The following is a 14874-nucleotide window of genomic DNA, read 5'->3' as shown; positions in this document are numbered from 1 at the left end:
TTTGACCTTTTAAATCGATTTCAAGTTTGGCTCAAATTTGTTTTATATCTTTATGCCTCGATTGTCGAGTGAAAGGAAAAAATTAGTGAACACCGGAAAGCAAATAGGGAAGGCCATTTCATCAATTGTGCTAATAGCGGCATTGATGTTGCCTTCCGTTATCCAATTTTCCCATATCTTCAAAGGTCACGGGCAGGTCGACTGTAAAGAGCAGAGCACCCATTTCCATAGAGACGTTCAGGATTGTGACATCTGTCATTTTCATTTCACGTATTGCGATTACACAATTAACAGCTATTCCGATTTTGCACGTCCTGTACCGCAGGGCGATAGTGTAATCGAATTTTCTCCCCTTGTACTTCATTCTTTCAAGTTCACCAACACCCAGTTGAGGGCGCCCCCACTTTTTCTTAGTTAAAAAAACGGATTCGGTTTTATTTTAAGTAAGAATATCTATGCGCTTTTATGTTATAGTAGTACTGCTATGCTGCAGTATACCTTTATTTTCACAAGACTGTGACTATACCCTTTCGGGCACCGTGGTCGATATGCACGATGGGTCCTTATTGCCAGGGGCTACCCTTATCGTAGCGGGCACGGAACAGGTCGTACAGACCGATTTGGAAGGAAAATACACCTTGCCCAACGTATGTGAAGGAACGTTTTCCATTCAGGTTTCCCACCCCTATTGTCTGACCAAGGGGTATACCGTGACCATTGCGGGGAATACGACCAAGACCTTTCGGTTGGAGCACCATGTAGAAGAGTTGAACCAAGTGATTGTTGAGGGCAAGGCCTATGGCAACAAGACCAAAACGGTGTATGAAAGTGCCCTCTCGGAAGATGAGCTGGAGCGCTTCAGTAGCCGTTCACTTGGCGATGCGCTAAACAGCCTTAGTGGCGTTTCTTCCCTGAATACGGGGAATACCGTGGTCAAACCCCTGGTCAACGGCCTTCACAGTAGTAGGGTCGTGATTATCAACAATGGGGTTCGAATGGAGGATCAAGAGTGGGGTGCGGAACATGCGCCCAATGTAGATATCAATACGGCCGGAAACGTCATTTTGATCAAGGGTGCCGGTGCACTGCAATATGGCGGTGATGCCGTAGGCGGTACTGTTGTTGCCGAGGCGGCAAAGGTGCCGGTTAAGGACAGCTTGTACGGTAAAACCTTGGCTACCGCCGCATCGAACGGTAGGGGCGCAACAGTGACCTCGCAACTGACAAAGAGTTATCAAAGCGGTTGGTATGCGTCGGTTCAGGGTACCCTGAAGCGCTTTGGTGATTTTGAGGCTCCCGACTACATTCTGAGCAATACGGGTACCTTCGAACGTAATGCCTCGTTGCGGATCGGCCTGAACCGCTTCAACTACGGCCTGGAAGGTTACTATTCCATATTTAAAAATGAAATCGGAATCTTGAGGGCTTCCCATCTTGGGGGTGCGCAAGATCAGGTCAGAGCCATCAACGGCCAACGCCCGTTGATCATCAGGGATTTTACCTATACCATTGCAGCACCGAAGCAAGATGTAACACATCATTTGGCACGGCTAAAGGTCTTTAAAAGGTTCGAGGGTCTAGGTAGGCTGAGCCTGCAATATGATTTCCAGCGGAACAACCGTTTGGAATTCGACATACGAAGGGGTGATGATGCGGACAAGGCCTCCCTCGATTTGGATCTTGAAACGCATACGCTGATGCTCGACCTCGATGGGGGCCTCTTCGACGATGGCAACTTTAAGGTCGGTTTGCTGGGGCGGTACCAAAACAACTTTGCCGACCCCGATACAGGTGTACGGCGGTTGATTCCCGATTACGATAAATACGATCTTGGGGTATATGGCATTGTCGATTACCGACCGAACGACCAATGGCTTTTGGAAGCCGGTGGCCGTTTTGATTACAATCGTTTGGAGGCGTTCAAATATTACCGTACCTCCTTTTGGGAATCACGCGGTTACGATACGCTGTTCCCCGAAATCGTAGTCGAAAGGTTGAACAATCAGGTACTGACCCGTCCACGATTGAGTTTTTATAATCCATCGGCCACGGTAGGTGCTACCTATTCCTTCGCCCAAGCCTACAAAGTGTTTTTTAATTACGCCTTGACTTCCCGTGCCCCGAACCCGTCGGAACTGTTCAGTGAGGGGTTGCACCATTCCGCCTCCCGAATCGAGTGGGGCGATTTGCGCTTCGACCCTGAAGTGGGCCATCGATTGGCCCTGACCTTACAACGGGAAAATAAGGGATTCGGTTTTTCCATCAATCCCTATATCAATACCATCGGCGGTTTTATGGTCATCGAACCTACGGAGGTACAACAGACGGTCAGGGGTAATTTTCAGCTTTGGGAATACCGCCAGACCGATGCCCAGTTGATAGGTGTCGATATAGATGCTTCCGTCGCCCTGGGGAGCGATTTTCGGTTCAACCATCAGTTTTCCATGGTCAAGGGGTACGACCGAACGCGAGACGAGCCCCTGATCAATATGCCCCCGGTAAGTACCAAGAACGAATTGGTCTATGAAAATCGGAAGCTGAACAATCTGCGGCTGGCGGTGCAAAGTGAATATGTATTCCGTCAGAACGAATTTCCCGACACCAATTTTGAGGTGTTTATTGCGGAGACGCAAACCACCGAAATTGTGGATGTAAGCACCCCACCGGATGCCTATCATCTTCTCGGTCTTAATTCGAACATCGATGTGGGTCTCGGTGCCCATTCGAAGCTGACCTTTGGTGTTACGGTATCCAATCTATTGAATACCAAGTATCGCAACTACCTGAACCGGCTGCGCTATTATGCAGACGATTTGGGCAGAAATTTTTTAATCACTATTAAAATGAATTATTAATTTTTTAAAATGAAATGCAAATGAAAAATCTAAAATTTTTAAGTATAGCCTGTATTGCCGGACTATTGTTCGTGGCCTGTTCCAATGACGATAACGGCACGCCCCCACCTGTAAACGAAGAAGAGGTAATTACGACAATGACGGTTACTTTGACTCCCGATGGGGGTGGCACTGCCATTACGCTGCAAACACGCGATCTCGATGGAGATGGCCCGAATGCACCCGAAATTACGGTTTCTGGAAACCTCTCGGCGGGTATGGTATACGATGGTAGTATCGAGCTTTTGAACGAAACTGAAAGTCCGGCGGAAAACATTACGACCGAAGTGGAAGAGGAAAGCTTGGAACATCAATTTTTCTATACGGTCAGTACCGGACTTGATGTCACTACCGATTACGAAAATTTTGACGGCGACGACAACCCCTTGGGTACGGAGTTTACCTTGACCGCAGGGGCCGTAAGCTCGGGCACCCTTACCTTTACTTTACGGCATGAGCCTACAAAGCCCAATACGGGGCTTGACGATGCGGGAGGGGAGACCGATTTTACCTCGACCTTCGCCATAGCCGTGCAGTAGTACATTTACTAGTGCTTATCTTTGTATGGATGCCCTTTGAGAACCAAAGGGCATCTGCATTTAATGAGGTATTGTTTCACATCGGTAGCCTACTTCAGACGCATCTTTACGAAGCAGCATCCTTTACTCGCGGTTCAAGAGGCTTGGTCGGTACCTTGTCGGGAGTAATAAGCAAGTCCCTAAAGCAATGTCGTGTCGCATTGAAAATGGCCATGCCCGCGCCCATGCTGGGGCCCCCAATGATTTCCCCAAAGGCGGTTTTGGGGTTCAGTATTTTTCTCAGCCTTCGGTTCTATAATCGTATTACGAAGCGAGCTTGCAGCATGAAACTTCGTTTCGCTCGCTTTATGTATTTTAGGTACGCTTAAAAAATAACCCTTCAGCAGGCGTTACAGACAGGGTATTTTCGAAAAAAGTTCGAGCCCTGTTTAGACCGCTCGGAGAAATCCAAATTAATGTGAAAAGACGGTAAATTAATTACTTACATGCTTTTTTAGTTTTCAGATACACCAATACACCAATACACCAATACACCAAATTAATCATGTGAAAGCAAATACAAGCGCCTCTCACCCAGCCTTTAAAAAATGGTCTTACACCGTGTCGCTGCCATTGCACTTCTACACGCTTATAGCGTGCTTTATGAAAAATATTTTTTAATCTATTCCTGTGCCCGTATATAGCACGTTACCAATTTTTGGAAAGATCAACCTTAGGGTGGTCTAAAGGCAAAATTTGAGGGGACGCAACCTGAACTACTTCAACAATTTTTAGAATCGTTATTGAGGTTGTTTTTTTTTAAGTACCCCAGCTTGGCTAAATCATCTTCATCGTGTACCAAATATGCTTTTGAATCCTTGATCAGTATGTTTTTATCCGATACGGCCAAAACATCCCAATAGTAATGATCCGTAAGTATAATGCCTTTTTCCTCTTTTAGACCGATAAGAAAATCCCGTATAAGACCTTTATATAGGGGTTCGATCATTGAAAATGGTTCATCGAGCAATAGAAAAGGGTGGTCTAGAAAGGAGACCAGTACCAATTCAAAGTAACGCAGCTGCCCGAAGGACAAATTCTTAATGCTTTTATTTACTATTTCATTGATACCGGGAGCATAGAAAACATTGTCCTGTCGCCTCTCATCAGCAAAGTACATCTGAATCGCATTTTTGACCTTAGTATTTTTGGGAAGAAAGGACTCTTGGGGAAGGTATCCGATTTTACCGCTCGGTATGATATCGACTGGATTCATTCCCGAACCATCGATAGCAAGGTTGATAGTATCAGCTTTTAACGTGCCGAAAATACACTTTAGCATCGTCGACTTTCCCGATCCGTTTCGGCCAAATACACCTACTATTTCATTAGTCCGGCACCTCATGGCAATATCTTTAAGTACTTGATGGTTCCCGAATCTTTTTGATAAATTATTGACCTTTAGTTCAGCCATCAACGAAATATAAAAAGGAACACCGCGAGAACCAGTAATGAGAAAAATGGGTTGATCAGAAATACTTTTAAGATCAACTTTCGCTTTGTAATACCTAAGTTATAGAAGAAATAGTATTGGTTTTTATGGAGCATATCGTAGGCAACAATACCTATGATCAATCCTAGGGTGGCAAAAGTCAAAGCACCCCATAAAGCACCTAAAACCAAGCCAATCGCCGCGGAGAAAGTGATGTTGTAAATCAATATGTATTTATAATAATTTATATAGATGTCCAAAATGTGTACTAAGAGGTTTCTCCGATATCTTTTAAAAATAGCTATTGTTTCTGGTATTTGGATTGTCTTTAACCCCATTTTAGGTATTCCAGTTTTAGATTCGAAGCGAATTAGACGGAATAGCTCTAGAGCATAATAGGCCAAGACGGTATCACTATCCGTGAATTTATAAACCACTGTTTCCTATTTTGGAGTATCTATACCCCTTACGTTACCATTTTTCCTTGTCTTTACTACTATAATCGTATTACGAAGCGAGCTTGCAGCGCGAAACTTTGTTTCGCTCGTTTCCCATTCATGAAAGGCTCATTAATATGTTGAACAAAAAGGACTCTATTGAAAATAAAAAAGGCGCCTATAAAAAGTATGAGTCCTAAAATGAAAAATTATGCCTCTTAATTTTTACATAAAAATCAATACGGCAGGTAAAATCTTCACTAAAAATGATTTCTTTTGGAACGTCACTTTTTTTAAGCCTACACTTTATGGTGTTAACCTAATCTTTACTAATACATGCATCGATTTTTTTTGGCTTTCCTATTTCTATGTTTAGCTCGTCAAACGTCTTGTAGCGCCCAAGAATTTTCACAAGAGACCAAATTAGCTTCTACCGCAAAAATCTGGGGATTTTTAAAGTACTATCACCCTCAGGTGGCAAAAGGAAAATTTAATTGGGATGAACAGTTACTTAAGATGCTACCTAAAGTTATCGAGGCCGCCAATAAGGAAGCACTTTCCAAAATATACATGGATTGGATAAACACTTTGGGCAAGGTCAAAGAATGCACTTCATGTCATAAAGCTTCAGAAGAGGAGTTTTTTGATAAAAATTTCGATCTTTCTTGGATTAAAGATTCTATTCTTTTCACCACAGCTTTGTCGAATAAACTTAAGTTTATTGAAAAAAATAGGTTTCATGGCAAACATCATTATATAGAAGCCAAGTATGAAACTGTCGGAAACGTTACATTGAAAAACGAACCGGAATACCCTGATTTCGACTGGAAAGATAGATCAAATAGACTGTTGTTAGGGTTTAAGTATTGGAACGTCATCGAGTATTTTTTCCCATACAAATACCAGACCGATAAACCTTGGAATCAGGTCCTGCTTGAGACAATTCCAAAACTTGACTCAGTCAAAACCGAAGCAGAGTTTCAGCATACGCTTTTACAAATGGTCGTTAATATAGACGATGCACATGGAGCATTCGTTTCTTCGAACGTAAAATATAAATGGCCTCCCTATAAATTAAGATATATTGATGAAAAAATAGTGGTGTCGGGTTATTATAGAAATTCTTTGACCCAATCGTACCCTTTCCAAAGAGGTGATGTGATAGTGGCTGTAAACGATAGACCTCTCCATGATATTATGGCAGAGAAAAAGCCTTTCGTTTGGGGATCTAATGAGGCCAGCAGGAACAGGAATTTAGCAAACTTTATAATGCCGCCTTTTGAAAACAAGAATGTCAAGGTAAATTTTCTTCGAGATGGAGAAAAGAATGAGGCTGTTATAGGATATTATCCAAGCCAAAATACAAAACCGGACAAACCAGAGAAATTTAGGGTCATACAAGATAATATAGGTTATGTGAACATGGGTGTTATTGAAAGAACAGATGTGTCGAAAATAATGGATAGTCTAAAGAACACAAAAGCGATCATTTTTGATATTAGAAATTACCCAAAGGGAACGCTTTACAACCTAGCACAATATTTAATTCCGGAGAGGAGGCTTTTTTTTAAGGCCATAAAACCGGATTTAAGTTACCCAGGTAGATTTCTTTGGACAAATGGGCGTGAATGCGGTAATATTAAAGGAGAGCCAACATACACGGGTAAAATCATTTTATTGGTTAACGAATATACCCAAAGTCACGCAGAGTTTACGACCATGGCTCTTCAAACAGCGGACAAAGTGACCACCATTGGTAACCAAACGGCAGGCGCAGATGGGAATGTAAGCGAATTGGACTTGGGCGCTGGGATTAAGACCTATATGTCGGGGATTGGAATTTTTTATCCAGATGGGTTGGAGACACAGCGAATCGGTGTGAAAATAGATATCGAGGTGCTTCCCTCTATTGATGGCATTAAGGATAATCGTGACGAGGTATTGGAAAGGGCGATTGCTTTTGTTAATAAAGGTTCCTAGAAAACTTTTATAAAATCACTTCAAACCGCGTGTTCCGTCCACCAGTGATCGGTTTGAAAATACCCTTTGCTACCAAATCCTATAGATCCCTTATGGAAGTAGCTTTTCAGGTGTTTGCTAGTGAATCATGTTTTCGGGCCTTTATACTGCCCTCAAAGCGTTTATGACCGCTTCCAAAATTCTATGAACGACTTTTTTGACGATTGTTTCGCTCGCATCTGCTACGTATAATTTTCAGTTACAACGGAATTTGTGGTTTCCTAAAATTAGGAATGAACAAAACCAGTAAAAAAGAGCATACATCAGAAATTGGTAGTATAAGCCTTTTGATTTTTTGAAATACTCCGGAAAGTTGACCGTTCATCGGAACTTCTAAATAATGTACCCCTAGGCAACCATTCCATGAAATTGTACGTCTATGTTATTGCATACCCAAGGGAACGGGAGGTCGGCTTACACAAGGATATCCATATTGGGCATCGGTCGCCTAGAAAGAACCGATGCTGGAAATTTCATTAAAAGTTGAAATGCTCCCAGCTGCATATCATAATTAGTATCGGTTAGCACTGAATTTAATTTAAATGTAACGTTATCATTACGTACTTTAACTACCCTATCATGAAGACACCAATGAAAAAGACAGCCTTAATACTCACATTTCTTTCGCTATCATTGGCGAACGCCCAATACGAAATCGAGCCCGCGGAAAGGTATACGCAAAATATCGGCATAATGGTCAGTATGCTCGAAGACCTGAAGAACAGAATAACCGAGCAGGTAAAAGATCTGGATCAATCACAAACCGATTTTTTATACGACGGGCATGCAAATAGTATTGGGGCGCTGGTTATGCATTTAGTATCTACAGAAGCGTATTACCGAATAGAAACGCTGGAGGGCAGGCCATGGACCGAAGAAGAGCAAGCCCGGTTAGGTGTGGCCGGAGAACTGGGTGATGAATCAAAAAAGAACCTGAAGGGAAAACCAATTCGACACTATCTCGATTTATGGGACGAAGTACGCCAACGAACACTGGCCGGACTCAAAACTAAGGACGATGAATGGTTTGCTTCGAATATTGAGGAAGGTATTAACTACCATTGGGTCTGGTACCATGTACTGGAGCATTCCGCCAATCATATGGGCCAAATAGCGACTATAAAGAACAGATTTCCGGAGTGATAAGGAAGGATTGGACACCTTGCAACGCCCCATTATTTTAAAGTTCCGGTCAAATCCAGTACACCAACGTTTTAATTACTTAGGCGACTAGGGCTTTTGGTATAAGGCATTGCCGAATGGTATCAGCTTTCCGTCCTTGAGGATATAATCTATGACCGAAACCGTACCGTTGTCTTTTATGCGATAGGTGGTCTTGCCTTCTTCGGTCTCCGGATTTCCCCAATACACAATGAGTTCGTTTTCCGTAAACTTTCCCTTCAGGGGAAAGGAATATCCTCTTGAGTCGAACCAAGTACCTGTAAAAGTTCCATTTTCCCAGGGTCGATAAATACCCTTGGACTTGAACCTATATTCCTTGGATGCATCCTGTTGGTTTTGGAAAGATAACTCATAAAATTTCCCATCAAGAATAGGTCGCCAATCCATTTGAAAAGAAGCGGAACGCTTTAACAGTTCTCCTGAGCCCTTCCACTCATTTTGGGAGATTTTTTCAAAGAAACCCTGTGCATTGCCTGTTTGAACCCATAGTAGTATCAGCGAAAGGGTACGTATCGTTCTTTTCATATTCCCGTTTATGTGGTCTTTAAGTTCTATTTTCTGTCCTTTAGCCTATACACAAATTTATGGCCGCTCCACTCCCCATCGATGGCGGCTACCTTGGTATCGACCAGGCCGTTGTCCAATCCGTATTGCATAATACTGGACTTATCAAGTTCGGTTTGGATTTTAGAACTCTTTTTAGGCCAGCTAATCCATAGCATACCGTTCTTCTTGAGGTTAGGTTTGGCTTTTATAAAGTGGGTCTCCAATTCTTCCCTACTCTTGGCAAAAATATGAATGAAATCTATTTGCGCTTCAAGGGTTTGTTGCCCCATATCTACAATGTTCGAAGGAAAATCATGAAAAAAATCGACATACTTTTTTGGGGCATTGAATACTTGTAGGGTAAAGCCGTCTTTTAAACCCAATTTTTTGGCCAAGGGGGTTCCCGAATATCCTGAGGTTCTATTGACGTCCATTTTTCAACTCGGGTTATCATATTAAGAGCGGTATCTGGCTTTTATATCGACTATGGATTTCTGTAGTACTGTTCGTAATTTTTCCATGTCCGTGTTGGCCAAAGATTTAAGATATAAGCAGGAGGAACCCTCCTTGTAGGTACCCAAAGCTTTTAAAATGGAGCCCTTATTTTCAATATCACCTATCACATAGACCGCAATGGCGTTCTTTCTGGCCGCAAACCCAGTCAGGAACCATTCGCCCTGACGACCGCTTTCGTATTTGTAGGTATATTTCCCGAATCCAATGATGTTGCCGTTCCATATTTTGGGTGCTTCTTTGGTGATATCCGTAAAGAACTTCAATAACGCAAAACAGTCTTTCCGTTTTTGGTCATCATCGATTCCCATCAGTATTTCGGTTATTTCGGCTGGTTCATCCCTATCCATGGCAACTACGTCGTACGGAACGCTTTCATCGAAAGCCTACTCGCGTTCCTCAAAAGGTATGATTATCCCTTTTTCCAAATAATTTTTCAATCCGTTCAGTAACATGGCCCAACAAAAGGATGACCGACGGAAGTGGGCATTACGTTCCGGCCAACCTGTATGCCGGAATTTAAGGAGAATACCTTCCTCCTTTCGTTGGATATCAAACCCGAACGACGTGGGGTCCCAATCTGCATCGGATTTGGTCATGCTTAAGTGAAAAGCCGAATCGGGTCGGCACGAAACGACTTCGGCAAACCAATTGTATTCAGGCCCAAAATAAAAATTATAGACCGCGCCCTTCTCCGGTTTTCCGGAACAGCGCAAGGGCCACCAATTTTTGAGGTGTTCGGGATTCGAAATGCCTTCAAATGTTTTGGCCGCCGTTGCCTTGATGGGTAGGTCATGATAGATGTCGAAACTTTCCATTTTATGGATTATTCAAGTTTTGGTCCGGTTACATGTAACAGGTATTTCCTCGTTCACCTCCTCATTGCACCATCATGGTGTTTTAGGCATATAATCAACGTTCTGTTTTTCTCGAAGAAGGGCACCGTTTCATAGCTTTGAACCTTGTTTCAAGAACAAGATTCTAAGGTAATCATAGAATCTATCACATCCTACATGTCACCCCTTGACGTACTTGATTGATTGATGAATAAGCTCCTGTCCGGTACCTCCGAATCTACGGTTTACTGTGTAAAGTAAACTACTTTTAGCTGTAAAAAACTTGCCATAAGACAGGAAAACCTAGTTCGAGAGAATTTCCTTTCGGATTCTGCTCAGCGAAGTGTCGGTAATCCCCAGGTAGGAAGCAATATGTTTTACCTGTGCCTTTTGAATGATCTGTGGTTTGTTTTTGGCCAGTTGTAGGTACCTGTCCGTCGCACTTTTGGTAATCATATCGATGGCCCTTCGTTTTGACTGAAAGAGCTGCCTTGAAAACCACGACCTTCCCCATTCACTAACACCATCGATGCTCTGGAAAAGGTGCTGAAAGGAGTCAAGATCGATTTTCCATGCGGTGCCATCGGTCAATGCCTGAATATTTTCCTGACTCGGGGTTCCCGTAAAAAGCGAGGAAACCTCAATGGAAATATCCCCTTCCTGAAAAAAGTCCGTCGTTATATCGTTTCCTGCAATATCGAATACAAAGGCACGGGCAAGGCCTTTTTCTATAATATGGTATTCGGTGGCCCTTGCCCCAATTTTTAAGAAAAAGTCTCCTTTTGAAAATGCAATCTTTTCATGTGCCGCCATGATGGCATCAATATCGGATGGTTTTACAAGTGGATGGTCGTATATCCTATGGAAAAGTTCCTTGCCCATATCTAAAAATAACGATAATTTTTTGGGTTGTCTTATTGGAATGGAAAGGGCCCTCTGTTCGTGCTTAAAGTTCTTAAAGGGAAGAATATCGAACCTATCGATTCTACTACGGTAAAAGAAAAAGGTATACAGAATGAATCTTGGATTCGAACTAGAGTCGCATCAATCGAACGTAATTGAAACCTGAAATTTTGGTATTCACAATGGTATTTCAAGGTATGTAGCCCAATGATTGGTGTCAAAATAAGTTAAAAACAGCGCCTAAGGTACATCAAAAAATGAATTCAGAAGCTCATGAAATAGGACATTTGCAGACTAAGTTCGAGTGCCGTCCAAACCTTATGTTTTCCGTTTATGGATTTTGATTTTTAAACCGTATAAAAAAGGGAAGCCTTCGATTGAAGACTTCCCTTACTATGATTATGGTGCCCACTTGACGTTTGATCGTTTAGGCCTCGCAGCTGACACAATCCTTTTTTTGCCTGAATTGTTGGGCGGCGTTCATACTGTGTTGATAATAGAGGGACTTAAGCCCCAGCTTCCAAGCGGTGACATGAATTTTGTTGATGTCTTTTGTGGGCATGCTCGGGTGTACGATAATGTTTACCGATTGCCCCTGGTCAATATGGTTTTGTCTGTTGGCGGCCTGATAGACAATGTCTAATTGATCTATTTCGGAATAGGTCTTAAAGACGGCCTTCTCATTTTCATTTAAAAAGTCAAGATGTTGCACAGAGCCATCTCGGTCTCGAATGCTTTTCCATACTTCAGGGGTATTTTGCCCTTTTTCCCTTAGAAGGTCGGTCAAGAATGGGTTTTTGATGGTTACCTTGATCTTGGCGATATCTTTGACGTAACAATTGCTCCATATCGGCTCTATGCCTTGGGATACTTGGCCTAAAATAAATGCGGACGAGGTGGTCGGGGCTATGGCGTTTAACGTAGCATTTCGCCGGCCATACCCTTCGAGCACTTTGGGTTCGCCGAACTTTTCGGCCAGTTCTTCGGAAGCTTTGTATGATTTTTCCTTGATCACCTTGAAAATCTCACTATTGAGATTATAGGCTTCTTGACTGTTAAAAGGTAACATTTTTGATTGCAATAGCGAATGCCACCCCAACGCGCCCAAGCCCAAGGCCCGGTTCTCTCTGGCAAAATTATATGCCCTTTCCATGAAGAGAAAGGTTTGTCGATCATCGCGATTCTCGGAATCACGATAGACTTCAAGTTTTTCGATAAATTCGGTAATCACCGCATCGAGAAAATAGACCATCGTCTCAACGGCATCGGTATCTTTCCACTTGTCGTAGTGCAGTAGGTTGATGCTTGAAAGCACACATACAAAAGACCAATCGTCGTGTGATGGCAACATGATTTCCGTACAAAGGTTGCTGGCATAAATGCGGTGATCTTTGTCTTTATACACATCTGCCCTACCGTTGTTCGCATTGTCGGAGAAGAAAATGTACGGGTAACCCATTTCACCCCTTCGTTGAAGTACTTTTGCCCAAATGGTCCGCTTGTCGACATCGCCATCGATCATCTCCTGCATCCACTGATCGGTTACCGTTACCCCGTGGGTAAGTTGTTGGATGGGATTCCCTTCGGTTCCTACGTCCAAAAATTCCATAATATCTTTATGCTCTATGGGCAGGTACGGAGAAAAACGGCCGCGTCGAACCGATCCTTGGCTGACCACATCGACCATTGATTCAAACAATTGCATGATGTGTACGGCACCCGAGGCTTGACCGTTATTCTTGACCGGAGCACCCCTGTGCCTGATTTTTCCAAAAAATCCGGAAGTACCGCCACCTAACTTTGACATCATGCCCACTTCCGACTGGGTGTACAGAATATTGCCCATATCATCATCAATGTGTGATCCAAAGCAGCTTATGGGCAGACCGCGTTTTTTTCCAAAGTTCGACCATACGGGCGATGCCAATGAATAGAAGCCTTCTGACATGTAGTGGTAAAACTTGTCGGCAAAGCCCTGTATTTTCAAAATATGCTCGGCCCTATCGGCAATTTCACGAATTCTACCTTCTGGGGTAACCCCCTCGGTAAGATAGCCCGAACCCAAAAACTGGCGACTGTGTTTATTCAGCCATTTAAAGGTGTCAGGTTTTGCATTTAATTTGGAGAGTGTTCTTTTTCTGGCTTCTAATAATTCATCGGTTTTATTGGTCTGTTGATGGTCGATTTGTGGTGTTGTAGTTCTGTTCTCCATAATTTAAAAAAGGTCGTCGCTGGTTATACTTTGTACTCTCTTGCTGTAGTTGATGGATCTTTTGACAAAAAAGTCTCCATGTTTGGTTCCTATGATTTCATCGTCGAACCATTCCGTTTCATGTAATAGGGTATCGTCGATATCGAATATTTTGGCAATACCGATGCTCTCTAACGAATTGTTAAAACGGTTCTTGATGAATTCGTTGACCACGTTTTTCGGTAGAAACTCAAGCTCGCCCGCTTCAAATATCCAATCGACGATTTTGCTTTCGGCCTCAAAAGCCTCCTTACAGATGTCTTGGATAGTCGTATTGTAGTCGTCATCGAACCATTTAGGATGTTCGCTTTTTATTATGTTGATGATGTCGATTCCAAAATCACCATGAATCTGCTCTTCCTTTGAGGTGGCCTCTACGACATTTGAAATTCCCTTGAGCACGTTTTTATGTTTGTTGAAGGCCATGATGATCAAAAACTGGGAGAAGAGCGACACATGTTCGATAAAAAGGGAGAAAAGCAATATCGATTCGGCGTATTCCCTGTTGCTCTCGCTTTTGGCATTTTTAAGGGCGGTTTCAAGATACTGCACCCTTTTCATGATTGCGGGTTTCTTTTTTAAGGTTTCAAATTCCTTGTTGAGCCCTAAAATTTCAAGAAGATGGGAGTACGCATCGTGATGGCGTACCTCACTTTCGGCAAAAGTGGCACCCACCGATCCAATTTCTGGCTTGGGCATACGATGATAGATATCGCCCCAAAAAGTTTTTACGGCCACTTCAATTTGGGAAATGGCCAGCATGGTATTTTTTATGGCACTACGTTCGACCTCGGTGAGCCCTGATTTGAAATCTTGTATGTCACTTGTGAAATTGAATTCGGTATGAATCCAATAAGAATGTCTGATCGCCGGAACGTATTCGTACAGATTCGGATACTCATAGGGTTTCAGGTTAATGCGCTTCTCGAAGATATCGGTCTTGCGCATCTGTGCCCTTTTGTTCCTATAGATAATATACGCTTTGGCCACATCGTGAAACTCACTGTTCATCAGTTCGTTCTCTACAACATCTTGTACCTCTTCAACCGTAGGCACATAGTTTTCATCTTTGTCCTTCTGCACCAACAAAACTTGGTGTACTTGGTCGGCGATACGCTGTGCATCAGTGATTTGACCGTGTTCCACGGCCGTCATTGCCTTTAAAATTGCATTTGTAATCTTGTGTAAATCAAAAGGTTGAGTGCTGAAGTCCCTCTTTGTAATCTGTATAATATGCATTGGATTTTTTTTAGAAATACTCTAAATAACGATAGCGTAAAATT

Annotated in this window: 14 protein-coding genes; 4 read left to right on the top strand and 10 right to left on the bottom strand. The window is 42.8% G+C overall.

Translation table 11 applies throughout. From position 1 onward, the window contains the following. Positions 1–130: 130 nt before the first annotated feature. A complete protein-coding gene (locus tag F2B13_RS11000) occupies positions 131–364 on the bottom strand; it encodes a hypothetical protein (RefSeq protein WP_149272985.1) in 234 nt (77 codons plus the stop codon). Between the two features lie 91 nt (positions 365–455). Between F2B13_RS11000 and F2B13_RS10995 the strand changes: the two genes are divergently transcribed. Further along, positions 456–2855, top strand: coding sequence for a TonB-dependent receptor (locus tag F2B13_RS10995; protein WP_149272983.1), 2400 nt, complete (start codon positions 456–458; stop codon positions 2853–2855). 20 nt (positions 2856–2875) lie between these two features. Next, positions 2876–3433 (top strand): type 1 periplasmic binding fold superfamily protein, encoded by a 558-nt coding sequence (locus tag F2B13_RS10990; RefSeq protein ID WP_149304166.1) that lies wholly within the window; start codon positions 2876–2878, stop codon positions 3431–3433. Positions 3434–4193: 760 nt separating this feature from the next. Here the strand turns inward: F2B13_RS10990 and F2B13_RS10985 are convergent. After that, positions 4194–4886, bottom strand: coding sequence for an ATP-binding cassette domain-containing protein (locus tag F2B13_RS10985; RefSeq protein WP_149304165.1), 693 nt, complete (start codon positions 4884–4886; stop codon positions 4194–4196). Further along, positions 4886–5341, bottom strand: a complete 456-nt coding sequence (locus F2B13_RS10980; RefSeq protein ID WP_149304164.1) for a hypothetical protein — start codon at positions 5339–5341, stop codon at positions 4886–4888. Before F2B13_RS10980 ends, F2B13_RS10985 begins: the two co-directional genes overlap by 1 nt. A 336-nt stretch (positions 5342–5677) precedes the next feature. Here F2B13_RS10980 and F2B13_RS10975 point away from each other — a divergent pair, with 336 nt between their 5' ends. Both F2B13_RS10975 and F2B13_RS10970 read left to right on the top strand, forming a co-directional pair. Next, positions 5678–7321 carry a S41 family peptidase gene (locus F2B13_RS10975; protein ID WP_149304163.1) on the top strand — a complete coding sequence of 548 codons (1644 nt, stop codon included), beginning with the start codon at positions 5678–5680 and terminating at the stop codon, positions 7319–7321. A 618-nt stretch (positions 7322–7939) separates the two neighbouring features. After that, positions 7940–8503, top strand: a complete 564-nt coding sequence (locus tag F2B13_RS10970) for a DinB family protein (protein WP_149304162.1) — start codon at positions 7940–7942, stop codon at positions 8501–8503. Positions 8504–8590: 87 nt separating this feature from the next. Here F2B13_RS10970 and F2B13_RS10965 read toward each other — a convergent pair whose 3' ends face one another. The 7 genes from F2B13_RS10965 to F2B13_RS10935 form a co-directional block, all read right to left on the bottom strand. Continuing rightward, the gene (locus tag F2B13_RS10965; RefSeq protein ID WP_149272969.1) at positions 8591–9067 is read right to left on the bottom strand and encodes a hypothetical protein; all 477 of its coding nucleotides are present in this window, start codon (positions 9065–9067) and stop codon (positions 8591–8593) included. A gap of 26 nt (positions 9068–9093) precedes the next feature. Then, positions 9094–9522 (bottom strand): DUF3052 family protein, encoded by a 429-nt coding sequence (locus F2B13_RS10960; RefSeq protein WP_149304161.1) that lies wholly within the window; start codon positions 9520–9522, stop codon positions 9094–9096. A 21-nt stretch (positions 9523–9543) separates the two neighbouring features. After that, the gene (locus F2B13_RS10955) at positions 9544–9951 is read right to left on the bottom strand and encodes a DUF1801 domain-containing protein (protein WP_149304160.1); all 408 of its coding nucleotides are present in this window, start codon (positions 9949–9951) and stop codon (positions 9544–9546) included. Between the two features lie 36 nt (positions 9952–9987). Next, the gene (locus tag F2B13_RS10950) at positions 9988–10419 is read right to left on the bottom strand and encodes an SRPBCC family protein (RefSeq protein ID WP_149304159.1); all 432 of its coding nucleotides are present in this window, start codon (positions 10417–10419) and stop codon (positions 9988–9990) included. Positions 10420–10740: 321 nt separating this feature from the next. Continuing rightward, positions 10741–11319 (bottom strand): Crp/Fnr family transcriptional regulator, encoded by a 579-nt coding sequence (locus tag F2B13_RS10945; protein WP_149304158.1) that lies wholly within the window; start codon positions 11317–11319, stop codon positions 10741–10743. A gap of 448 nt (positions 11320–11767) precedes the next feature. Beyond that, positions 11768–13552 (bottom strand): ribonucleoside-diphosphate reductase subunit alpha, encoded by a 1785-nt coding sequence (locus F2B13_RS10940; protein ID WP_149304157.1) that lies wholly within the window; start codon positions 13550–13552, stop codon positions 11768–11770. A 3-nt stretch (positions 13553–13555) separates the two neighbouring features. Further along, positions 13556–14830 (bottom strand): ribonucleotide-diphosphate reductase subunit beta, encoded by a 1275-nt coding sequence (locus F2B13_RS10935; protein WP_149272955.1) that lies wholly within the window; start codon positions 14828–14830, stop codon positions 13556–13558. Positions 14831–14874 lie beyond the last annotated feature (44 nt).

The sequence above is a fragment of the Pareuzebyella sediminis genome, assembly GCF_008367235.1.
Taxonomy (GTDB): domain Bacteria; phylum Bacteroidota; class Bacteroidia; order Flavobacteriales; family Flavobacteriaceae; genus Pareuzebyella; species Pareuzebyella sediminis.
This window is presented reverse-complemented; position numbering and strand designations above follow the sequence as displayed.